Annotated in this window: 21 protein-coding genes; 8 read left to right on the forward strand and 13 right to left on the reverse strand. The window is 63.9% G+C overall.

The window, feature by feature from the left end; genetic code table 11:
• Positions 1 to 72: 72 nt before the first annotated feature.
• The 7 genes from CLI93_RS11965 to CLI93_RS11995 form a co-directional block, all read right to left on the reverse strand.
• Positions 73 to 1155 (reverse strand): TRAP transporter substrate-binding protein, encoded by a 1083-nt coding sequence (locus CLI93_RS11965; RefSeq protein ID WP_095542818.1) that lies wholly within the window; start codon positions 1153 to 1155, stop codon positions 73 to 75.
• A 141-nt stretch (positions 1156 to 1296) separates the two neighbouring features.
• Complete coding sequence (locus tag CLI93_RS11970) at positions 1297 to 1878, reverse strand: LuxR family transcriptional regulator (protein WP_238944996.1); 582 nt, start codon at positions 1876 to 1878, stop codon at positions 1297 to 1299.
• 91 nt (positions 1879 to 1969) lie between these two features.
• Positions 1970 to 3289, reverse strand: coding sequence for a TRAP transporter large permease (locus CLI93_RS11975; protein WP_095542820.1), 1320 nt, complete (start codon positions 3287 to 3289; stop codon positions 1970 to 1972).
• A gap of 24 nt (positions 3290 to 3313) precedes the next feature.
• Positions 3314 to 3877, reverse strand: a complete 564-nt coding sequence (locus CLI93_RS11980; protein ID WP_238945862.1) for a TRAP transporter small permease subunit — start codon at positions 3875 to 3877, stop codon at positions 3314 to 3316.
• Positions 3878 to 3897: 20 nt separating this feature from the next.
• Positions 3898 to 4989, reverse strand: coding sequence for a C4-dicarboxylate TRAP transporter substrate-binding protein (locus CLI93_RS11985; protein ID WP_095542821.1), 1092 nt, complete (start codon positions 4987 to 4989; stop codon positions 3898 to 3900).
• 119 nt (positions 4990 to 5108) lie between these two features.
• Positions 5109 to 6707, reverse strand: a complete 1599-nt coding sequence (locus CLI93_RS11990) for a class I adenylate-forming enzyme family protein (RefSeq protein WP_095542822.1) — start codon at positions 6705 to 6707, stop codon at positions 5109 to 5111.
• 52 nt (positions 6708 to 6759) lie between these two features.
• Positions 6760 to 7941 carry a thiolase domain-containing protein gene (locus CLI93_RS11995; protein WP_095542823.1) on the reverse strand — a complete coding sequence of 394 codons (1182 nt, stop codon included), beginning with the start codon at positions 7939 to 7941 and terminating at the stop codon, positions 6760 to 6762.
• Between the two features lie 489 nt (positions 7942 to 8430).
• Here CLI93_RS11995 and CLI93_RS15455 point away from each other — a divergent pair, with 489 nt between their 5' ends.
• From CLI93_RS15455 to CLI93_RS12020, 6 genes are all read left to right on the forward strand, one after another.
• The gene (locus tag CLI93_RS15455; protein ID WP_238945863.1) at positions 8431 to 8580 is read left to right on the forward strand and encodes an anion permease; all 150 of its coding nucleotides are present in this window, start codon (positions 8431 to 8433) and stop codon (positions 8578 to 8580) included.
• 427 nt (positions 8581 to 9007) lie between these two features.
• Complete coding sequence (locus CLI93_RS12005) at positions 9008 to 9631, forward strand: TRAP transporter small permease subunit (RefSeq protein ID WP_095538961.1); 624 nt, start codon at positions 9008 to 9010, stop codon at positions 9629 to 9631.
• A gap of 23 nt (positions 9632 to 9654) precedes the next feature.
• A complete protein-coding gene (locus tag CLI93_RS12010) occupies positions 9655 to 11622 on the forward strand; it encodes a TRAP transporter large permease (protein ID WP_095542824.1) in 1968 nt (655 codons plus the stop codon).
• Positions 11623 to 11880: 258 nt separating this feature from the next.
• Positions 11881 to 12693 (forward strand): sulfite exporter TauE/SafE family protein, encoded by an 813-nt coding sequence (locus CLI93_RS12015; RefSeq protein ID WP_095542825.1) that lies wholly within the window; start codon positions 11881 to 11883, stop codon positions 12691 to 12693.
• Positions 12694 to 12715: 22 nt separating this feature from the next.
• Positions 12716 to 12844 carry a hypothetical protein gene (locus CLI93_RS15575; RefSeq protein WP_275250735.1) on the forward strand — a complete coding sequence of 43 codons (129 nt, stop codon included), beginning with the start codon at positions 12716 to 12718 and terminating at the stop codon, positions 12842 to 12844.
• A 74-nt stretch (positions 12845 to 12918) separates the two neighbouring features.
• Positions 12919 to 14706: a C13 family peptidase gene (locus CLI93_RS12020; RefSeq protein WP_172425552.1), complete on the forward strand. Its 1788-nt coding sequence runs from the start codon at positions 12919 to 12921 to the stop codon at positions 14704 to 14706.
• 19 nt (positions 14707 to 14725) lie between these two features.
• Here the strand turns inward: CLI93_RS12020 and CLI93_RS12025 are convergent, their stop codons facing one another.
• The 6 genes from CLI93_RS12025 to grpE form a co-directional block, all read right to left on the reverse strand.
• Positions 14726 to 15166, reverse strand: a complete 441-nt coding sequence (locus CLI93_RS12025) for an HIT family protein (protein WP_095542844.1) — start codon at positions 15164 to 15166, stop codon at positions 14726 to 14728.
• A 265-nt stretch (positions 15167 to 15431) separates the two neighbouring features.
• A complete protein-coding gene (dnaJ, locus tag CLI93_RS12030) occupies positions 15432 to 16568 on the reverse strand; it encodes a molecular chaperone DnaJ (protein WP_095542827.1) in 1137 nt (378 codons plus the stop codon).
• 19 nt (positions 16569 to 16587) lie between these two features.
• Positions 16588 to 16830 (reverse strand): toxin-antitoxin system HicB family antitoxin, encoded by a 243-nt coding sequence (locus CLI93_RS12035; protein WP_095542828.1) that lies wholly within the window; start codon positions 16828 to 16830, stop codon positions 16588 to 16590.
• Positions 16818 to 17003, reverse strand: a complete 186-nt coding sequence (locus CLI93_RS12040; protein ID WP_095542829.1) for a PIN domain-containing protein — start codon at positions 17001 to 17003, stop codon at positions 16818 to 16820. The genes CLI93_RS12035 and CLI93_RS12040 overlap by 13 nt, the downstream gene beginning before the upstream one ends.
• A 27-nt stretch (positions 17004 to 17030) precedes the next feature.
• Positions 17031 to 18965, reverse strand: coding sequence for a molecular chaperone DnaK (dnaK, locus tag CLI93_RS12045; RefSeq protein ID WP_095542845.1), 1935 nt, complete (start codon positions 18963 to 18965; stop codon positions 17031 to 17033).
• A gap of 158 nt (positions 18966 to 19123) precedes the next feature.
• On the reverse strand, positions 19124 to 19639 hold the full coding sequence (grpE, locus tag CLI93_RS12050) for a nucleotide exchange factor GrpE (RefSeq protein ID WP_095542846.1): 516 nt from the start codon (positions 19637 to 19639) through the stop codon (positions 19124 to 19126).
• A 431-nt stretch (positions 19640 to 20070) separates the two neighbouring features.
• Between grpE and CLI93_RS12055 the strand changes: the two genes are divergently transcribed.
• Together CLI93_RS12055 and sigJ are read left to right on the forward strand one after the other, a co-directional pair.
• Positions 20071 to 20511, forward strand: a complete 441-nt coding sequence (locus tag CLI93_RS12055) for a carboxymuconolactone decarboxylase family protein (RefSeq protein ID WP_095542830.1) — start codon at positions 20071 to 20073, stop codon at positions 20509 to 20511.
• Positions 20512 to 20537: 26 nt separating this feature from the next.
• Positions 20538 to 21437, forward strand: coding sequence for an RNA polymerase sigma factor SigJ (gene sigJ / locus CLI93_RS12060; RefSeq protein ID WP_095542831.1), 900 nt, complete (start codon positions 20538 to 20540; stop codon positions 21435 to 21437).
• Positions 21438 to 21645: the final 208 nt, after the last annotated feature.

Here is a 21645-nt window from a genome sequence, read left to right on the forward strand (position 1 = left end):
AACAAAAAGCCAGCATCGCGCTGGCTTTTTGTTTGGGTGGCAGGCGGGCATGATGCGCCCGCCGTGCACCCGTCAGATCTTGACGCTGTTGATGTACTGGTTGTAGGGGAACTCCGAGGCCATGTTCCACAGGATCTGGTCGCGCTGGAAGGCGCGCAGATCCTGGTAGATCTTCTTGAATTCCTCGGATTTGGCCTCGTGCTCGGCAAACACTTCCATCGAGGCCTTGAAGCCAGCGTCCAGAATGTCCTTGCTGAAGCGCTTGAGCTGCGTCTTCTCGGCCACCAGCTTCTTCAGCGCGCCAGCGCTCTTGGCCGAATACAGCGAAGTGGTCTCGGCCGCAGCCACGCGCATGGCGGCCTTGAGGATGGCCTTGAACTCGGGCGAGAGCTCGTTGAACTTCTTCAGGTTCACGAAGAACTCCAGCTCGGCGCTGGGCTCCCACCAGCCCGGTGCGTAGTAGTAGGGCGCGACCTTGTTCAGGCCCAGCTTCTCGTCGTCCAGCGGGCCGACGAACTCCACCGCATCGAGCGTGCCCTTCTCCAGCGCCGTGTAGATGTCACCGGCCGGAATGTTTTGCGCCACCACGCCCAGTTTGGCCATGGCCTCGCCGAACAGGCCACCGCCCAGGCGCATCTTCAGGCCCTTGAAATCCTCGACCGACTTGATCTCCTTGCGGTACCAGCCGCCCATCTGCGTGCCGGTGTTGCCAGAGCTGGCGGTGAAGAAGTTGTACTGCTCGAAGAAGGCATCGAGGTACTTGCGGCCATTGCCGTGGTCCTTCCAGGCGTTCATCTGCAGCGTGGTCAGGCCAAAAGGAATGGCGCAGCTGAAGGCAAAGATGGGGCTCTTGCCAGTGAAGTAATACGCGGCGGTTTGCCCAATCTCAATGGTGTCGCCCTGCAGCGCATCGACCACGCCGAAGGCCGGCATCAGCTCGCCAGCGGGGTGGGTGGAAATCTCGAACTTGCCGCCCGAGAGGGCTTTGACCTCGGCGGCCATCTTCTCGGCCGCGCCAAACAGCGTCGTCAGCGACTTGGGAAAGCTCGAAGCCAGGCGCCAGCGCACAGTGCTTTGCGCGTGAACGGCAGGCGCCACGCCTGCAGCGAGCACGCCGGCAATGCCAGCACCTTTGAGAATGGAACGACGATCCATGTGTTTTTCTCCGATCAGAGGTCAATGCCTGGTCAGCCAGGCGGGGTCACAAAAAAGCCTCTGGATTCTAGTGAAAAGCCGGCGGATTTCTGCTGAGGGAAAGCCCTGCTTTTGGGGTTTCAACACACGCAATAAAGAGCGTCAGGACTGCTGCACCAGGATGATCTTGGAGACCAGCTCAGCGGTGTTCTTGGCGCCTAGCTTTTTCATCAGCCGCGCGCGGTGCGCCTCTACGGTGCGGTGCGAGATTTTCAGTGCGGCGGCAATTTGCTTGCAGCTCATGCCGTTGACGACCTGGGCGGAGATTTCGCGCTCGCGCGGCGTCAGGTCGGTGGTGCGGGTGGCGTTGCGCAGTATGCCCTCGAAGCTCCAGATCATCAGCTCAAAAGGGGCTGCAGGGCTGAGGGTGACCCCTTTGGCTCGCGTCCAAAAAATCAGCCCGCTCTTGTGCTGCATGAAGCGCTCGTCCTCGTAGTAGACGTTGCGTTGCAGCGCTTGCAGGCAGCGCCTGCCGATCAGGTCGTAGTCGGCCAGCGATGGGTACAGCCGCAGAATGGGTTCGCCAATGAGCTCCTCGCGGTGGTAGCCGAACAGGCGCGCAAAGGCATGGTTGCAGTCGGCCATGACGCGGTTGCGCAGGATGAGCTGTGGGGCGGGCGACTCGTTGAAGGCCAGCAAGATGGTGTCGTTCTGGCGCATGGGCGCTTTATTGGAGCGTGTCATGAAAACTGATTTGTCCCTGCGCGGTCATGGCTGGCACTCAGATCCTGCCCCAAAGAGCCATCACGAATAGCGATGGCTTTGGGGCAGGCGTTCAGCCTTGCTGCAGCATGCTCTGGGGTAGAAGAGTCACCACGGCTGGAAAGAAAAACAAGAGCAAGATGGTAGCGAACTCCATGGCTACGAACCACCATGCGCCGTGGAAGATTTGTGTCAGTGGGGTGTCGCGGTCGATGCCGGCGATGACGAAGACGTTCAACCCCACTGGAGGGGTGATCAGGCCGATCTCACACATCTTGACGGCCAGGATGCCGAACCAAATCGGATCGAAGCCCAGCGACACCACGGTGGGAAACACGATGGGCAGAGTGATGACCAACATGGAGAAGGCATCGAGGAACATGCCCAGCGGCAGGTAGATCAGCAGCAGCAGCGCCACCACCAGCATGGGCGGGATGTCCGAGTCGCTGACCAGCGCGGCCAGCTCCTGCGGCAGCTGTACCAGGCTGAGGAAGTAGCTGAAGATGCCAGCGCCGATCATGGTGAACATCACCATCACCGTGGTGGTGATGGCGCTGCGGCAGCTGGCGTTGAAGGCTTGCCGCAGGCGGCTGCGGGCCTGTCGTGCACACAGCAGCATGATGAGCGCAGCGCATGCGCCAATGGCTGCAGCCTCGGTGGGCGTGGCCAAGCCCAGGTAGATGCTGCCAAGCACAATGGAAAACAGCAATAGCACCTGCCAGCCGTGGCGCAGGCTGCGTACGCGCTGCCCCCAGGTGTGAGGCGCGAGCGTGGCCTGGCTGGCCATGCCGCTGCGGCAAATCAGCCAGATTCCAGCCATGAACACCAAGGTGGTCAGAAGGCCAGGGACGATGCCAGCGATCAGCATGGCGCCGGCAGAGACCTCGGTCAACGCGGCATAGAAGATCAGCAGCACGCTGGGCGGAATCAGCACCCCCAGTACGCCCCCTGCGGCAATGGAGCCTGCTGCCAGGCGCGGGTCATAGCCGGACTTTTTCATTTCTGGAATGGCCACAGCGCCCACTGTGGCGGCTGTGGCCACGCTGGAGCCGGAGGTACAGGCAAAGCCGGCGCTGGTGAGCACGCTGGCCATGGCCAGGCCCCCTGGCCAGTGGCCTACCCAGCTGCGCGCCACCTGAAACAGGCGTGCGCCAATGCCGGCATGGTGAGCAAAAGCACCCATCAGGATGAACAGCGGGATGACGGTCAGCAGGTAGGAGGCGCTTTGCGTATAGGAAAACGACTTGAGCCGGTTGAGCAAAAAGGGCAGGTCTTCGACCATGACGATGCCGGCCATGCCGGCCGCGCCCAATGCGGCAAAGACTGGCACGCCCAGCGCCATCAGCACGAAGATGAGCGCAATGGCGATCCAGGTGGCGATGTAAGGGTCCATGGTGGGCCTTTCACTTTCTTCACTTCAATGGGCGACGTCCGTGGCCTGGACCTGGGCGGGCAAATGCCAGCCGCGCAGGCGCCAGTAGGCGCAGCACAGCATTTGCAGCGTGCCAAACCACAGGCCCAGCGCCAACAGGGCCTTGGCCCACCAGATGGGCATTTCCACATAACCCCAGCGGAACTCTCGGATCTCGAACGACTCCAGGGCGCCTTGCGTTGCAGGCCAGGCCAGGGCCAGTAGCACCAGCGCGGCCATCAGCCAGGCCAGAGCATCGAGCAGGGCGCTGACGCGAGCGGGCAAACAACGCTGGATCAGGCTCACGCGGATGTGGGCTTGATCCAGCTGCGTCCAACCCAGGCCGAGAAAGACCAGCACCACCATGCTCAGCTCGGAGAGCTCGAATACCCCTGAGATTGGGTGTGAGAACAGCCCGCGCGAGAAGGCATCGAGCGTGGTGCCAAGCATCATGAACAGCAGCGCCAGCATGGCGCACAGGCCGCTGGCGTTCGAGAGCAGCCGCAACCCGCGCACCAGCCATTGCGGCTGGGGGTGCGGTTGTGGCGCTGTGTGCATGGGAGTGGTCATGGTCGTGGCCTGTGCTGTTTTCAGCCTTGTGCGGCCAGCTCGTCAAAGCGCAGCAGGCGACCGGCCGGATCGTGCTTGGCGACGGCCGCCTCGATGAGTTGCTGCATGGCCGAGCCGTCAATCTTGGCCGGCTTGGCCACGCGCTCGAGCCAGGCATTGACCTGCGCGGGCTGGATGAGCTGGCGGGCCATGGCTTGCTCGGCCTCGGGCAGTGTGCTGAAGATGGCGCCCTCCTTCTTGGCGGTGGCCACGTACTGGCGCGCGGCCTTGTCGAAGATTTCGGTGTACTTGCCGCCGTAGATCTCGCTGACGATCTGATCGCACACGGCCTTGACCGGCTCCGGGAAGCCATCCCAGACGCGCTTGTTGATGATGGTGGCCGAAGGGCCATGCGGCCCATCGCCAATGGCGGTGAAGTGCGGCGCGATTTCGTGCAGCTTGTAGGCTACTGCAGTGATGAAGTCAAAGCCATACACGCCATCGAGTACGCCGCGCTCGAGCGCGGTGTACACCTCGGGTGCAGCCATGGGCACAGCCGTGCCGCCCAGGCGTTCAATCACGTCGTTGGCCACGCCATAGCCGCGAATGCGCTTGCCCTTGATGTCGGCAATGGAGCGGATGGGCTCGCGCGTGACCAGGGGGGCGTAGTACCAGTTGGTCCAGTACATGACCTTGGCGCGGTAGCGCTCCTCCCATTCGCGGCGCAGCGGCTCGAACTGCTGGTACAGGTCGCGGCAGACCAGTTGCAGCGCATCGGCGCGGTTCATGCGGTAGTACCACTCCAGGCCGCGCGTGACGGGCAACTGGGCTTGATAGTAGCCAGGGGAGATGAGCGACATCTCCGAGGTGCGGTCACGCACGGCCGCGAGGTGTTCGCCCACTTTGTTGAGCGATTGGGCCCAGTAGCGGCGCACTTTGACCTCGCCATTGGTGCGTTTCTCCAGCTCTTTGAGGAACCACTCGTCCAACTGCGATGGACCGGCCGACTCGGAGATGTAGGAGTCGAACTTGAGCTGGATGGTCTTGGCCGCGCGGGCGCTGCCCCAGACGGCAGGAAATCCCAACGTAGCGGCAGCGGCCGATGAGGCGCGCAGGAACTGGCGGCGTTGCATGGTGGTGTCTCCTTGGATGAATGGTGCACCTTGGGGCGGTGCGTTGTGAGAAATGGTCTCTTCCTTGCTCTTTCAAAACGTGCAGGCGGCGCAGCGAAAGCGCTGCCGCAAAGGCCTGTTCACGGCCAGTCCATGGGCTGCAAGCCGGGCAACTGTTCGCGCAGCTGCGTCTTGAGCACTTTGCCGTAGCTGTTCTTGGGCAAGGCCTCGCACAGGTAGTAGCGCTTGGGCGCTTTGAAGGCGGCCAGGCTGGCACGACACCAGCGATCCAGCTCGGCCGGTTGCAGTGGCGCGCCCAGCTGCGGTACCACCATCGCGGCCACCTCCTCGCCCCATTCGGCGCTGTGGCAGCCGATGACGGAGACTTCTGCCACGCTGGCGTGGCGCAGCAGCACTTCCTCCACCTCGCGCGGGTAGATGTTGCTGCCGCCGGAGATGATCACGTCTTTGCTGCGATCAGTCAGAGTGAGAAAGCCATCGGCGTCAAAACGACCAATGTCGCCCGTGCGCAGCCAGCCGTTTTGCAGCACCTGTGCACTGGCCTGCGGATTGCGCCAGTAGCCCTGCATCACCGTGGCGCCGCGCACCAGCACCTCCCCGGTCTGCCCCGTGGGCAGGGCTGGCGGATCGCTTTGCGCGCCATCGGCGCCCCAGGCGGCGGCATCGCTCACGCGCACCTGCACGCAGGCGTGCGGAACCCCCACCGAGGAGCGCCGCGCCGTGGCATGCTCATGTGCGCCATCGGCCACGATGGACTTGGGCAATGCGGTGATGGTCATGGGCGTTTCTCCCTGGCCGTAGATTTGCGCCAGACATGGGCCCAGCACCTGCAGCGCCCGCTCCAGGTCGGCCAGGTACATGGGGCCGCCGCCATAGACCACAGTCTTCAACCCGGCGCCAGTTTCCCCGTGCTCGCTGGCGTGCGCCACCAGGCGGTTGACCATGGTGGGGGCGGCAAACAGCGACAGTGCGCCATGCGCGCGGGCCAACGCCAGGATTTCGCCCGCGTCAAAACCGCGCGAGGCGGGCACGATGTGCCGGGCCGCGTGGCGCACGAAGATGAAGTTGTACAGCCCGGCGCCGTGTGACATGGGCGCGGCGTACAGCAGGGCGTCGCGGTGGTCGATGGCGTCCACGTCCGTGGGGTAGCACAGTGACATGGCCACCAGGTTGTCGTGCGAGAGCATCACGCCTTTGGGGCGCCCGGTGGTGCCGGAGGTGTAGAACAGCCAGGCCAGCGCTTGGCCGGGCAGTGTGTGCGGCGCATGCTCCGGGCCGGGCGGGGCATCGCCTGCGGCCTGTACGATCTGGCGGTATTCGGGCCCATCGACGGCAATACAAAGCGGCGGCGGTATGTCCTGCTCACTGCTGTCCGAGCCAGCCAGGGCCGTAGATTCGTCAGCAAACAGCAGACGGGCCTGGGCATGGCTGGCAATCCATGCGGCCTCGCGGGGGTGCAGTTTGTAGTTGATGGGCACCACCACAGCGCCCAGCCACCAAGCGGCATAGGCGATTTCCAGATACTCGCAGCGGTTGGGCATGAACAGTGCAATGCGCTCGCCCGGCTGCACGCCGTAGGCCTGCGCCATCCAGCGTCCCAAGGCAGCGGCGCGGGCGGCGAACTGGCCATAGCTGGCGTGCAAGCTGTTGCCCATGTACAGCGCTGGTGCTTGCGGTTGCAGGCGCGCCGTCTGATACAGCCAATTGGCGATGTTCATGCGGTGGTGCTCCTTGTGTTTTCTTGTGGCGCAAGCAGGCTTTGGAGCGCACTCAGGCGCGGCCGGTTTGCAAAATCGTGGCGTAGCTGGCCACAGCCGCGCCGCCCATGTTGAACACCAGGCCCAGGTCGGCGCGGGGCAGTTGCATGTCGCCAGCCTGACCGGTCAGCTGACGGAAGGCCAGGGCGTGCATGGAAACGCCCGTGGCCCCAACAGGGTGGCCCTTGGCCTTGAGGCCGCCCGAGAGGTTCACCGGCAGGCGCCCGCCGCGCTCTGTGGCGCGCTCGGCCAGCAGTGCCGGAGCCTGGCCGGGGGCCGCCAGACCCATGGCTTCGTAGATCAGCAGCTCGGCAATGGTGAAGCAGTCATGCACCTCGGCAAAGTGCAGCGCATCCAAGCCCACGCCGGCTTGTGCATAGGCCTGGGCGAAGGCACGCCGTGGGCCTTCGAAAGCCACCAGGTCGCGGCCTTTGAGCGGCAGGCGATCGCTCACATGCGCGGCGGCGCGAAACAGGGCGGAGCGCTTGGCCTGGGCGGCCACGTCCGGGGCGGCCAGAACGATGGCGGCAGCGCCATCGGTGATCAAGGAGCAATCCGTCATGCGCAGTGGCGGCGCAATCAGCGGGTTCTTGTCGGAGACGGTGTTGCAAAACGACTCGCTGAGCTCGCGCTGCATTTGCGCCAGCGGGTTGCGCAGCGCGTGGCGGTGGTTCTTGGCGGCGATGGCGGCCATGGCCGGCAGCGGGTCTTGCCAGCGCTGCCCATAGGCCTGGGCCGCCAGCGCGAACAGCTGTGGAAAGCTCAGGCCGCGCTCGGCCGCATCGTGTTGGTAGCCAGCGCCAGCCAAGGCGGCAGTGACTTCCTCCGTGGTGCGGGAAGTCATTTTCTCAGCCCCAACCACCAGCACCACGCGCGCTGCGCCGCTGCGGATGGCATTCAGGCCTGCAAAGATGGCCGCTGCGCCCGAAGCGCAGGCGTTTTCGCAGCGGGCAGCGGGCTTGAAGCGCAAATCCTCATGCGCTTGCAGAACCAATGAGGAGGCAAAGCCATCGCTGACCATGCCGGAGTTGAAATGCCCCAGGTAAATCTGGTCCACGTCGGCTGGCGGAATGTCTGCATCAGTCAGCGCTTCGCGGGCGGCGGCCACGATCAGGCTTTCCAGATTGTCCGTGCCGAGCCGGCCGAAGGGGGTGTGGCCGCTGCCAATGATGGCCACGGGCTTGTCGTTGTGCATGCCATGCTCCTGTCAGTCAAATGCTTCTTGGGCTTGCCGACAAGTATGGCCAGCGCGACTACGCACATCCATTCGTAGTTCCACGCCATCAACCACGTAGTGGAAATCCCGCAATCGCCTGCGGTGCTGTGCCGTTGCGCGAGAGGCGGGCGCCTGGCCGGATGGCGGTTGCTTCCTGCAAAACTCCACTTGCCCCAGGCGCGAAGAGCATTGAGGATCGTGGTTGTGACGACAAAATCAGGAGCAGTTCATGCACCAGCGCGTTTCCCATCCGGCTGCTGATGCGGCCACCGATTCCTTGGCGGCCGCAGCCCGGTTGCCGGCCAGCCTGCGTGATGAAAAATTCCGGCGCCTCTGCCCCGCCTTGGGCCAGACCGTGGCCATGACCTTTGGCCAGGCCCATCCGCTGGCGGTTGTGGCCGTGGTGGCCGTTCGGCCTCGGCAGCTTTGCTGGTGCCCGTCTTTGCTGGGGTTGCCGCTGAGCTGGGCATGCCCAGACAGATGCTGGTCATGGTGATTGGTATTGGCGCTTCATGTGCTTTCATGCTCCCCGTGGCCACGCCGCCCAATGCCATCGTGTTTGGCTCGGGGCTGATCCGTCAGCAGGAAATGATGGGCGTTGGCTTAGCAGGCTGCTGAAATACTGCCGAAGATGGGCGAAAAACATCCAACAGATGCCCGCAGTTCCCCTTCGCCGACCATAAATCAACGACTTACGATGGCTTGAGGCGGCAAGTCTGGGGCTTTTCCGCCTGTCGATTCAGTATTTCAGCAGCCTGTTAGTGCTGAACCTGCTGTCTGCGGCCGTCGTGTCGCTGTGGGCCTATTTCCTGTTGTGAGGGCCTGCTCCAAGGTCTGCTCCAAGGCCAGGTGCTGCGCGGCAGGGCGTGAGCGTCTCAACCATTGCGGGGGATTGGGGTTAGGGCTTTCACGGTATCGCGCCTGCCGGGCGGCTCGGCCAGGGCGGGAGTTCGTACAATCGCGCCTCTTCAAAATGGCCGCCTGGCGCGCGGTCTGGCCGGTGCGGTGCTGGCCTGGCTTTTTCACACCACAGCCCATTACAGAGATGAACCTGCTGCTGCTTTTTTCACGGGGCGTTGATTGGCTCAATGCCTTCATTGGCCGCTATGCGATCTGGTTGATTTTCGTGGCCACGCTGATCAGCGCCGTCAATGCGCTGGTGCGCAAGTTGCTGGGGGTCAGCTCCAATGCGTTTTTGGAGATCCAGTGGTATTTGTTCGCCTGGTCGTTTTTGATTGCGGCCGGCTATACGCTGCTGCACCGTGAGCATGTGCGCATTGATGTGCTCAACAGCCGCTTGCCCAAGAAGGTGCAGGTTTGGATTGACATCGTGGGCTTTGCGTTGTTTCTCACGCCGCTGTGCCTGGTGATCATTTACCTGACCTGGCCGGTGGTGCTGCAGATGTACCAGTCGGGTGAGACTTCGGGCAATTCCGGCGGCCTGGTGCGCTGGCCAGTGTGGCTGGCCATTCCGGTGGGCGTGACGCTGCTGATGCTGCAGGGGTGGTCAGAGTTGATCAAGCGCATTGCCTTTTTGCGCGGCCAGGGCCCTGACCCGATGGGCCGCTTGAGTCAGGCCACGGCCGAACAAGAGCTGGCCGAGGCGTTGCGCCAGCAAACGCAAGAAGAGCAGGGGGCGCAGCCTGCAGCGGGCCAGCCCCAGTCCTGATTGCGCAGCCGGAGTACACGAGCATGGAATTCATTGCGAGCAATTACGCCCCGATCATGTTTGCGGGGCTGGTGGTGTTCTTGCTACTGGGCTTTCCGGTGGCGTTCAGCCTGGGGGCCTGCGGGCTGTTGTTTGGCTTCATCGGCATCGAGCTGGGGGTGTTTCCTTCCTCGATCCTGGCCTGGCTGCCGCAGCGCCTGCTGGGCATTCTGGCCAACGACACCTTGCTGGCCGTGCCGTTCTTCACGCTGATGGGGTTGGTGATGGAGCGCAGCGGCATGGCCGAGGATTTGATCGAGACGGTCGGCCAGGTGTTCGGCCCGATCCGTGGCGGCCTGGCGCTGGCGGCGGTGTTCGTGGGCGCGCTGCTGGCGGCCACGACCGGGGTGGTGGCCGCCTCGGTGATTTCCATGGGCCTGATCTCGCTGCCCATCATGCTGCGCTACGGTTACGACCGGCGCTTGGCCAGCGGGGCCATTGCCGCCTCGGGCTCGCTGGCGCAGATCATTCCGCCCTCGCTGGTGCTGATTTTGATGGCCGACCAGCTCAATCGCAGCGTGGGCGATATGTACAAAGGCGCGATGGTGCCGGCGCTGATGCTGGTGGGCTGCTATGTGGCCTGGGTGCTGTTTTTGGCCATCTTCAAGCCCGAGCGCGTGCCGGCGCTGCCGCCTGAGGCGCGCACCTACCGCGAGGCCAATGGCAGCTCTGGCTATCCCTCACTGATGGTGCTGCTGGGCCTGTCGACCGTGGTGTCGCTGCTGCTGGCCTCGCAGATGGCGCAGCTGCACACCTGGTGGAGTGGCCAGCCGGTGCAGGGCGTGCCGCTGGACGAAAAAATCGTTACTGCGCTGTGTGGCGGCACCTTCGTGGCCTTCGTCATTGCCAGCGTCAACCGCTTGTTGGGCCTGGGCCTGCTGTCGCAACTGGCCGAGCGCGTGACTTTCGTGCTGATCCCGCCGCTGCTGCTGATCTTCCTGGTGCTGGGCACCATCTTCCTGGGCATTGCCACGCCCACCGAAGGCGGAGCCATGGGCGCCATGGCCGCCATCGTGCTGGGCGTGCTGCGCCGCCGCCTGGACATGGCGCTGTTCAAGCAGGCGCTGGCGGCCTCGACGCGGCTGACCAGCTTCGTGATGTTCATCCTGATCGGCGCGACCACATTCAGCATGGTCTTCCAGGCTGCCGATGGCCCGCTGTGGGTGGAGCACCTGCTGTCTGCGCTGCCCGGCGGCCAGGTGGGCTTTTTGATCGTGGTGAACGTGCTGGTGTTCTTCCTGGCCTTCTTCCTGGATTATTTCGAGCTGTCTTTCATCGTCGTGCCACTGCTGGCGCCGGTGGCCGAGTCCATGGGCATTGACCTGATCTGGTTTGGCGTGTTGCTGGCCATGAACATGCAGACCTCGTTCATGCACCCGCCGTTTGGCTTTGCGCTGTTCTTCCTGCGCTCGGTCGCGCCGGATAAACCCTATGTGGATCGCGTCACGCGCCAGGTGGTGGAGCCGGTGACGACCATGCAGATCTACCGCGGCGCCATCCCGTTCCTGTTCATCCAGTTGTTCATGGTTGGCATGTTGGTGGCCTTCCCTGGCCTGGTCACGGGCCGTTTGGACAAACCCGTTGAGGTGGATCTGGAAGCCGCTGGCGCGCAAATGCTCGATGTCCTCGGCACCGGGGGCTATGGAGATGGCGGCAGTGCCAACGATCCGTTCAGCCAGGGCTATGGCGACGGGGCCGGTGGAGCTAATGATCTTTTCAGCCCAAGCAGCAACGACCCATTCAGCCAGAGCGCTGATACAGGCGCTGGCCAAGCAGACAACGGCGCGGCGGCGGGCAGTGGCAGCGGCGATTTGTTGTTGCCTGGCTTGCAGCAGCCCCAGCCCGAGGCTGGCGCCGAACAGCCCATGCCTGCCCAGGCCGAGCAGCTGCAGGCCGCCCCCAGCGATGAGGACGCGGCCGCCGATGCCGTGCGCAGGGCGATGGGTGGCTGACGGAGCAAGAGCCGATTCTCGAAATCCCTGCGCGCTCGGTAATGGAGCGTTAGGGCGGTCTGCAGCGCCCTCAAAGCATTGCCATGCGCACCAGCCGGGGCTGCAAGATGTGCGCAACGCAGGGCGTCTTGCAGCCCAGATCCCAACCGCGTCTTGCCCACTCGCACCAAGATCCTGAGCAGGCCCTGAGCGCATCGCCCCCAGGCCATTCCCGCGCGCGCCTGATGACCTGCTGACAAGAACGAAAGCAACAACGCCATGCCTTTGGAGCCCTGGTTCATTGCATCGCTGGCCTTGCTGGGCCTGGTGTCCGGTTTTCTTGCTGGCCTGCTGGGCATTGGCGGCGGCATGATCATGGTGCCGTTTCTCTCGGCACTGCTGGCCTCGCGCGGGGTAGAGCCTGGCCTGGCCCTGAAGATGGCCATCGCCACTGCCATGTCCGTCATCGTCTTCACCTCCATCAGCAGCCTGCGCGCGCACCACAAGCGCGGCGCGGTGCGCTGGGGTGTGGTGCGGCGCCTGGCGCCAGGCATTGTGCTGGGGGCCATGGTCGCCAGCCTGGGGGTGTTTGCCTTGCTCAAAGGGCCTGGCCTGGCGCTGATTTTTGCGGCCTTCGTGTTCTTCTCCGGCACGCAGATGTTGCTCGACCGCAAGCCGGCGGCCAGCCGGCAACTGCCCGGCACGGCCGGCCTGCTGGGGGCGGGCGGGGTCATCGGCTTTCTCTCCGGTCTGGTGGGTGCGGGCGGCGGCTTTGTCAGCGTGCCGTTTCTGATCTGGTGCAACGTGGCCGTGCACAACGCCGTGGCTACCAGCGCTGCGCTGGGCTTTCCAATTGCGCTGGCCAACACCGTGGGCTATGTGCTGGGCGGCCAGGGCGTGCCGGGCCTGCCGCCGCTGTCGCTGGGCTATGTCTGGCTGCCGGCGCTGCTGGTCATTGCCTGCTGCAGCGTGCTGATGGCCCCGCTGGGCGCCAGGGCCGCCCATGCCCTGCCCGTGGCCCGGCTCAAGCGCGTGCTGGCCGTGGTGTTGTACGGGCTGGGCGCGCACATGCTCTACAAGGCCCTGGCCTGACGGCTTGCCTGTACAGCCAGGCATGGGTTGGGTGATGACAGGGCGGGCGCAGGCGCTGCAAGCGCTGAGCGCGGGCCATGTCAATGGCGACCGCGACGCCGCATTCCCGCACCGGGCCGGCTTGGGCGTGTCCATGCGTGAATGGGCGTGACTGTGCGCCGTGCCACAATCTGCGCCAGCAATGGCCAGGCCGGGGCAGGCCAGCAATCAAAGAGGTGCAACAGCATGTGGGAAACAAACCGTGCAAGGGCCGGCCGTGTCGCGGCCGGATGTGGTGGGCAGGCCAGGCGCATCGCGGCTGCGCTGGCAGTGGCGCTGGCATTGGGCTTGGCCGCAGGCGTGGCGCCGGCCAAGCCGAGCACGCCCGATGCGCGCACGCCCGATGGCGGGCTCTATTACGGACCGCTGCGCCAGGGCCAGCTGCACGGCCAGGGGCGGCTGGAGTGGCGCAATGGCATGGTGTATACGGGCGGCTTCGAGCAAGGGCTGATGCATGGCCAGGGGCAGCTGAGCTGGCCCGATGGCAGCAGCTACCAAGGGCAGTTTCGCGCCGGCCTGTTCTCTGGCCATGGGCGCATGCGTTATGCCGATGGCGATGTGTATACAGGCGAGTTCGCCGATGACCTGCCGCATGGTCAAGGGGTGCTGGAGCTGGCAGGCGGGCAGCGCATCGAAGGGCGCTTCGAGAAGGGCAAGGCGCATGGCCCAGGCGCGCTGATCGACCAGGACGGCGTGCGCTATGAGGCCCGGATCGAAGAGAACATGCCCACGGGGGCAGGGCGCATCGTGCTGCCCAATGGCACGCGCATCGAAGGGCGCTTTGCCGAAGGCGGCCTCAGCATTCAGGGCCGTGGCGTGGTGCATTACCCGGACGGCGCGCACTACAAGGGCCAGCTGCATGCCAGTCTGCCGCACGGCAGCGGCACGCTGCGCCGCGCCGATGGCGCGGTCTATCGGGGCGAGTTCAGGCAGGGCCTGATGCATGGCCAGGGCACGTTGCGCCTGGCCAAGCCCCAGGCCGATGGCCAGCGCCAGCTCAAGGGCCAGTGGCGCGCCGGGCGCTGGCTGGGCGGGCAGCAGGGCGGCGATGCCGCGCCCAACACGCCCGAGCAGTGGCAGGCCAACATCGACACGGCGCTGTACAACCAGAATGCGCTGCTGGCGCGCGCCTTCGCGCAGTTGCGCCCGCAGGACCCGCAGCAGGTCGATCTGTATGCGCTGGTGGTTGCAGGCGATGGCACAGAGGAAGTGTTCCGCCGCGAGGCGACCTATGTGCGTGAGTTGTTGGACTCGCGCTATGGCACCCAGGGCCGCTCGCTGGCGCTGATCAACAGCCGAACCGGCGTGGCGCAGACGCCCCTGGCCACGCAGGAAAGCCTGCGCCGCAGCCTCAAGGCGCTGGCCCAGGTCATGGACGTGCAGCGCGACGTGCTGCTGCTGTTTCTGACCAGCCACGGCTCGCGCGACCATGAGCTGAGTTTGCAGATGCGCGGCATGCCGCTGCGTGATCTGCCGGCGGCCACACTGGGGCGGCTGCTGCGCGAATCGGGCATCCGCCACCGCGTGGTCATCGTCTCGGCCTGCTACTCGGGCGGCTTCGTCCCGGCGCTGCGCGATCCGCACACGCTGGTCATCACGGCCTCGCGCGCCGACCGCGCCTCGTTCGGCTGCGCCGATGAAAACGAGTTCACCTACTTTGGCCGGGCCTTGTTCAAGGAAGTGCTGGCCAAGCCCGCGGCGGCCGGCCTGGGCCTGAGCCAAGCCTTTTCGCAGGCCAGCGCGCTGGTGCAGCAATGGGAGCGCGCCCTGCAGTCGCAGCCGGGCGAGGGCCAGGCCGCCGCCACAGAGCTGCCACCCGAGGCGCGGCTGGATGCCATGCCCGCAGCCGTGCAGGACCTGGCGCAGCGCAGCCAGGAGCGCATCGAGCACTCCGAGCCCATGCTCGACGCCAGCCCCGAATACCTACAGTGGTTGGATCAGCACTGGCAGCGCTGGCAGCAGCCAGCGCGCTGAACACTCGGCGCGAGTGTTGTCAGGCCATGGCGGCGCGGATGCGGCTGGCGTAGTCCTGCAGCACCTCGTGGCCGGGCTCCTGGCGCGGCCAGATCAGGCCCACGCCGTCGCCCTCGTGGCGGGGGACGACGTGCATGTGGAAGTGAAACACGGTCTGCCCGCCGCTGCGGCCATTGGCCTGCAGCAGCGTCATTCCGCTGGGCTGGAAGGCTTTTTGCACGGCGCGCGCCACGCGCTGGCTGGTTTGCATCACGGCGGCGCATTCCTCGGGTGTGAGCTCGAACAAGTCCACGGCGTGGCGCCGGCTGGCCACCAGCACATGGCCGGGCGTGACCTGGCCCAAGTCCATGAAAGCCAGGGTCAGCGCATCTTGATAGACGAGGGCGGCAGGGATTTCCCCAGCGGCGAGCTTGCAGAAGATGCAGACGCCGGGGGGCGAGGTGTCGACGAATTCAGGCATGGCAGGGATGTGGATGAGGGCCTGCCGCCAAATGTAGCGCAATGGTTGCGGCCTCGAAGCCACGGCAATGCTTCAAATTCGCGGTGAATGGCGCTCAATCCACCGCGCACACTGGCACTGGCCAGGGGAGATTCGTGCAGGCTTTCCCAAATTGCCGCCTTTTGTGCGGATTAGGCCGCCCAATTCCCTTGCCACGGGCGATGCTTTGCGATGTTTTGCGGGCGGCGCTGCGCTGCCGCCCAGGCCCATCGCCATGGCCATGGCATCAACCACCGAAGAAGCGTTTGAACTTGTCGGCAAAGGACTGGCTGCTGGGCGAATGCTTGCCGCCGCCTTTCTTCAGCGATTCGTCCAGCTCCTTCAGGGTCTTGCGCTGGAATTCGGTGAGCTTGACCGGGATCTCTACCTGGATGTGGCAGTACAGATCGCCGGCAATGCTCGAGCGCAGGCCCTTGATGCCCTTGCCGCGCAGGCGGAACTGCTTGCCCGGCTGCGTGCCCTCGGGGATGTCGATGGCCGCCTTGCCTTCCAGCGTGGGCACTTCGATCTCGCCGCCCAGCGCGGCGGTGGTCATGCTCACGGGCACGGTGCAGTGCAGGTCGTCGCCGTCGCGCTCGAAGATGTCGTGCGGCTTGACGCGCACCTCGATGTACAGATCGCCCGGCGGGCCGCCGTGGCTGCCCGGCTCGCCATTGCCGCTGGAGCGGATGCGCATGCCGTCGTCGATGCCGGCGGGGATCTTGATTTCCAGGGTTTTCTGCGTCTTGAGTTTGCCCTGGCCGTGGCAGGCCGAGCAGGGCTCGGCAATGCGCTTGCCGCTGCCGTGGCAACTGGGGCAGGTCTGCTGCACGCTGAAGAAGCCTTGGCGCATCTGCACCATGCCGCTGCCGTGGCAGGTCGAGCAGGTCTCGACTTTGGTGCCCGGGCGCGCGCCGCTGCCCTCGCAGGTGCTGCAGTCTTCCCACGAGGGGATTTTGATCTGCGCATCCTTGCCGCGGGCGGCTTCCTCCAGCGTGATTTCCATGGCGTAGCTCAGGTCGTTGCCTTTGTAGACCTGTCGCCCGCCGCCACGGCGCTGGTTGAAGATGTCGCCAAAGATGTCGCCAAAGGCCTCGGCAAAGCCGCCAAAGCCTTCGGCGCCGCCGCCAAAGCCGCCGCGCATGTTCGGGTCCACGCCGGCGTGGCCGTACTGGTCGTAGGCAGCGCGCTTTTGCGGATCGGAGAGGATTTCGTAGGCCTCCTTGCCCTCCTTGAAGCGGGCCTCGGCGCTGGCCTTGGCCTCATCGCCTTGGTGGCGGTCCGGGTGGTATTTGGAGGACAGCTTGCGGTAAGCCTTCTTGATTTCGTCGTCGCTGGCGTTTTTGGGAACGCCCAGCACTTCGTAGTAATCGCGTTTGGACATGGAGATCGCAGGGGAGAAATCAAAGCGCGTCGTCGGGCAAGGGACGATTGCCCTGTGCGCGGACGGCATCGAGCACGGCCTGGTATTGATCTTCGCAGGCGCGTCGGCTGCGCGATTGGAGGTAATCCTCGGTCTTGAGGGCGGAGATTTTTTCGGCCAGCGCCAGGGCGATCAGGTGACCCACCAAAATGCCTTCTTCCGCTGCCAGCTGGCGCGCCATGGCGTGCAGGGATTCAGGCAGATGAACGTTCAGGGCAGACATGGCGGTTCCTCACTGAGCTGTTGCAGCCATTGCTGCGGGGTCAACACTTCGATGTGCAAGCGGTTCTGCTGCAGCAGCTCCAACAAGCGGAACGACGCACCATGCGGCGAACGCAGCCCGGCCACCAAAACGTTGGTGTCCAGAACCACGGGCGCTGCAGGTGCGTCGCGCATGGCAAACCAGCCGAAGGGGCTTGCCGCTCAGTCCTTCTTGACTTCCTTGACCTCGGCGTCGACGACATCGTCGTCCTGCGCCTTGGCGCCTGCGCCGGCTGCGCCCGCATCGGCGGTAGCACCTGCGCCGGCAGCGGCCTGGGCATCGGCGTAGATCTTCTCGCCCAGCTTCTGGCTGGCCGTCATCAGCGCGGCCGATTGGCTGGCGATGGCGTCCTTGTCGTCGCCTTTGAGGGCCGCTTCCAGGTCGGCGGCGGCTTTCTCGATGGCCTCCTTGTCGGCGGCGTCGAGCTTGTCGCCGTGCTCGGCCAGGGATTTGCGCACGCCGTGCAGCGCGGCTTCGCCTTCATTCTTGGCCTGCACCAGTTCGAGCTTTTTCTTGTCCTCGGCGGCGTTGAGTTCGGCGTCTTTCACCATTTGCTGGATTTCGTCCTCGCTCAGGCCGGAGTTGGCCTTGATGGTGATCTTGTTTTCCTTGCCCGTGCCCTTGTCCTTGGCCGAGACGTGCAGGATGCCGTTGGCGTCGATGTCGAAGCTCACCTCAATCTGCGGCGTGCCGCGCGGCGCGGGGGCAATGCCTTCCAGGTTGAATTCGCCCAGCAGCTTGTTGCCTGCGGCCATCTCGCGCTCGCCCTGGTAGACCTTGATGGTCACGGCCGGCTGGTTGTCGTCGGCGGTGGAGAAGGTCTGCGCGTGCTTGGTCGGGATGGTGGTGTTCTTGGTGATCATCTTGGTCATCACGCCGCCCAGGGTTTCAATGCCCAGCGACAGCGGGGTGACGTCCAGCAGCAGTACGTCGGAGCGATCGCCCGAGAGCACCTGGCCCTGGATGGCTGCGCCCACGGCCACGGCTTCGTCGGGGTTGACGTCGCGGCGCGGCTCCTTGCCGAAGAACTCCTTGACCTTCTCCTGCACCTTGGGCATGCGGGTTTGGCCGCCCACCAGGATCACGTCGTCGATGTCCGAAACCTTCACGCCCGCATCCTTGATGGCCACGCGGCAAGGCTCGATGGAGCGCTCGATCAGATCGTCCACCAGCGACTCCAGCTTGGCGCGCGTGAGCTTGATGTTCAGGTGCTTGGGGCCAGAGGCATCGGCGGTGATGTAGGGCAGGTTGATGTCGGTCTGCGTGCTGCTGGACAGCTCGATCTTGGCCTTCTCGGCCGCTTCCTTCAGGCGTTGCAGGGCCAGCACGTCCTTGGAGAGGTCAACGCCTTGCTCCTTTTTGAACTCATCGATGATGTAGTTGATGATGCGCTGGTCGAAGTCCTCGCCGCCCAGGAAGGTGTCGCCGTTGGTGGAGAGCACCTCGAACTGCTTCTCGCCATCGACGTCGGCGATTTCGATGATGGACACGTCAAACGTGCCGCCGCCCAGGTCGTACACGGCGATCTTGCGGTCGCCCTTGCCGGCCTTGTCCAGGCCGAAGGCCAGGGCCGCAGCGGTGGGCTCGTTGATGATGCGCTTGACTTCCAGCCCGGCGATGCGGCCGGCGTCCTTGGTGGCCTGGCGCTGGGCGTCGTTGAAGTAGGCCGGCACGGTGATGACGGCCTCGGTCACGGGCTCGTTCAAGAATTTCTCGGCGGTCTGCTTCATCTTGCGCAGGATCTCGGCACTGACCTGCTGGGGCGCGAGTTTTTCGCCACGGGCCTCGACCCAGGCGTCGCCATTGTCGGCCTTGATGATCTTGTAGGGCATCTTGTCGATGTCCTTTTGCACCTCGGCGTCCTCAAAGCGGCGGCCGATCAGGCGTTTGACGGCGTAGATGGTGTTGGCCGCGTTGGTGACGGCCTGGCGCTTGGCCGATGCGCCCACGAGGATTTCGCCATCTTGCTGATAGGCGACGATGGAGGGCGTGGTGCGCGCGCCCTCGATGTTCTCGATCACGCGGGTGCTGTTGCCTTCCATCACGGACACGCAGCTGTTGGTCGTGCCCAGGTCGATGCCAATGATTTTTGCCATGTGTTTGGACTCCTGTTGGATTGATTTTTCGCGATCCGCAAAGGATCGCATTGAGCGCTATCTAGGGTCGGCCGCCCTGGCTTCAAGGGCCGGCCTGCAGAAAAATGTGCCCTGGGGCGGCCTGGCCTGGAGGGTGGCCAGCCTCTTTGAACAGGCGCTTAGGCCGCAACGGTGACCAGGGCCGGGCGCAGGATGCGCTCGCCAATGGCATAGCCTTTTTGCAGCACGCTGACGATGGTGCCGCTTTCCTGCTCGGCCGGCACGGCGCTGATGGCCTGGTGCAGGTTGGGGTCGAACTTGCTGCCCAGCTCTGGCGCGATGGGGCTGAGCTTGTGGCGCTCGAACACCGACAGCAGCTGCTGCTGCGTGGCGCGCGTGCCTTCGAGCAATTGCTCGGCGCTGGCCGCTTCAATGGCCAGCGCGGCGTCCAGGCTGTCGGCCACGGCCAGCAAGTCCTGTGCAAACGATTCAATGCCGAACTTGCGCGCCTTGGCCACGTCGTCCTCAGCGCGGCGGCGGGCGTTGTCGGCGTCGGCCTTGGCGCGCAGGTACTGGTCAGAGAGCTCAGCGTTCTTGCTTTGCAGCGCCTGCAGCTGCTGGGCGTTGGACTTGAGCTGCTCGATCTCGGCGTACAGGCCGGCCAGCTCTTCGTTGACGTCGGCGGGCTCGCCCATGTCGCTTGGGTTGGCATTGTCTGCACCCTCGGGCAGATCGGCCTCGGGCTGGCCTGCATGGGGAGCGGAAAGGGGCGAATGGGGATCGTGTGGCATGGACATGGCAGACAAGAGAAAAACAGCGCGCCGCATGCGGCGCGACCAAGTCAAGAAAAATGGCTTGCAATGCACCATTGCCCTAGGGGCTGCATGCAGCAAGTTGGCAAATGATTTGCGCAGTCCCCATGCGTTTGGGGGCATGGGGCCGGTTTTTCAAGGGCCGGGCGGCAAAAGTGCCGGATGCGTGACAGAGGGGCGGGTTGTCGCAAACCGAATCGCAACAATCCCTAGGAGTTACACAAAATCATCTTGGCAGCGCGCCAAGCCACGTCACAGATTGGCGTCTTGGTTCGTCATAGAGATGTGTGCACTTCATTGAACGAGGACCCATCATGATCACCACGGCCAACACCGCTGCTTTTGACTATCAAAAATCTATTGCGAATGTCTTTGATGCACTGCTCAATGTGCATGTGAACATTGACAAGCATGGCTTGGAACGCAAGCTCTACCATCTGGTTTTGCTGCGCGCCTCCCAGATCAATAGGTGCGCCCATTGTGTGAAGCTTCACATCAAGGAAGCACTTGAGGATGGAGAAACCCATGAGCGCCTGCACAATATCGTGGTTTGGCGAGATGTTCGCGACTTCACCCCCGCTGAGCGCGCCGCCCTAGCATGGACTGAAGCACTAACGGTGCTTGGGGCGGATACAGACTATGGCTCACTGCGCGCCACACTGTGCGAGCATTTCACTCCAGAGCAGATTGGAGCGCTGACAGCCAATGTGGCGATGATCAATGTCTGGAACCGCATCCGGATCTCCTCCCACTGAAATACCGCAAAACATGCATCAAACAAATGCAGCATGACGACTATACGGCGCTGTTTGAGGAACGAAGGGCATTTCTGACCGGGCTTGCATACCGCATGCTCGGCTCCCTGGCGGATGCGGAGGATGCCGTGCAAGACACCTATCTCAAATGGATAGGCGCAGATCGGAGCTCCATAGAGAATCACGCTGCGTGGCTGACAACCGCCTGCACGCGCCGCTGCGTTGACATGTTGCGCTCCCTCCATCGCACCCGAGAGGACTATATTGGCATCTGGCTACCAGAGCCTGTTTACACGCATGCCGACTTAACACCGGAGGATGCGGTTGAGCATGCATCGTCGCTCTCCATGGCGTTTTTACTGGTTCTTGAGCGGCTTGCACCCAAGGAACGCGCAGCCTATTTGCTGCATGAAATCTTCGGCCGCCCTTATGCTGATGTTGCCGCAACACTTGGTGTGAAGGAGGCGACGTGTCGCAAGCTTGTTTCCCGAGCAAGAGCGAAAATCGGCCACGCTGACGGTCGCAATATCGTACCCGTTGAGCGTCAGGTTTTGCTGCTCGAAGCTTTCAAGTCAGCTGTCAAGACAGGCAATATCGAGAAACTGGCAGCGATGCTGTCGCAGGACATCACGCTGAGCACCGATGGCGGCGGTAAAGTGCCGGCCCAACTCGGACTGCTGACAGGTCAGAGCAAGGTTCTCGATTTCGTTGCCGCTAAGCTGGGGAGCTTCTGGAAAACCTGCCAATGGAGGCCAACTGCCATCAATGGTCTTCAAGGCACACTCATCCATGAGCAAGGCAAGATCATTGCCGCTGTCGGTTTTTCCTGGGATGCTGCGCATAATCCGGACAAAATTTTGATTGTTCGCAATCCCGAAAAGCTCACACGCATCGAAAGCCCATCGTGTTACATGCCATTACAATAGTTGTTGGGCTATTGATGGCTATGGTAGGTGACAAGGGGAGTCGTCTTTCTTATCACCTATGGAAAATCTCGGCGCGACTGACTAGGCCGAATCGACATTCATCCGGTATCTTCGGCGGATGTCCAAGACCAAGCATCCGCGGCCCAGCCGCTACGAATTGACCCAAACCCAATGGGAGCGGATCGAAGATCTGCTCCCAGGCAAGGCC

Origin of the sequence: Vandammella animalimorsus, assembly GCF_002288875.1 — a bacterium.
Taxonomy (GTDB): domain Bacteria; phylum Pseudomonadota; class Gammaproteobacteria; order Burkholderiales; family Burkholderiaceae_C; genus Lampropedia; species Lampropedia animalimorsus.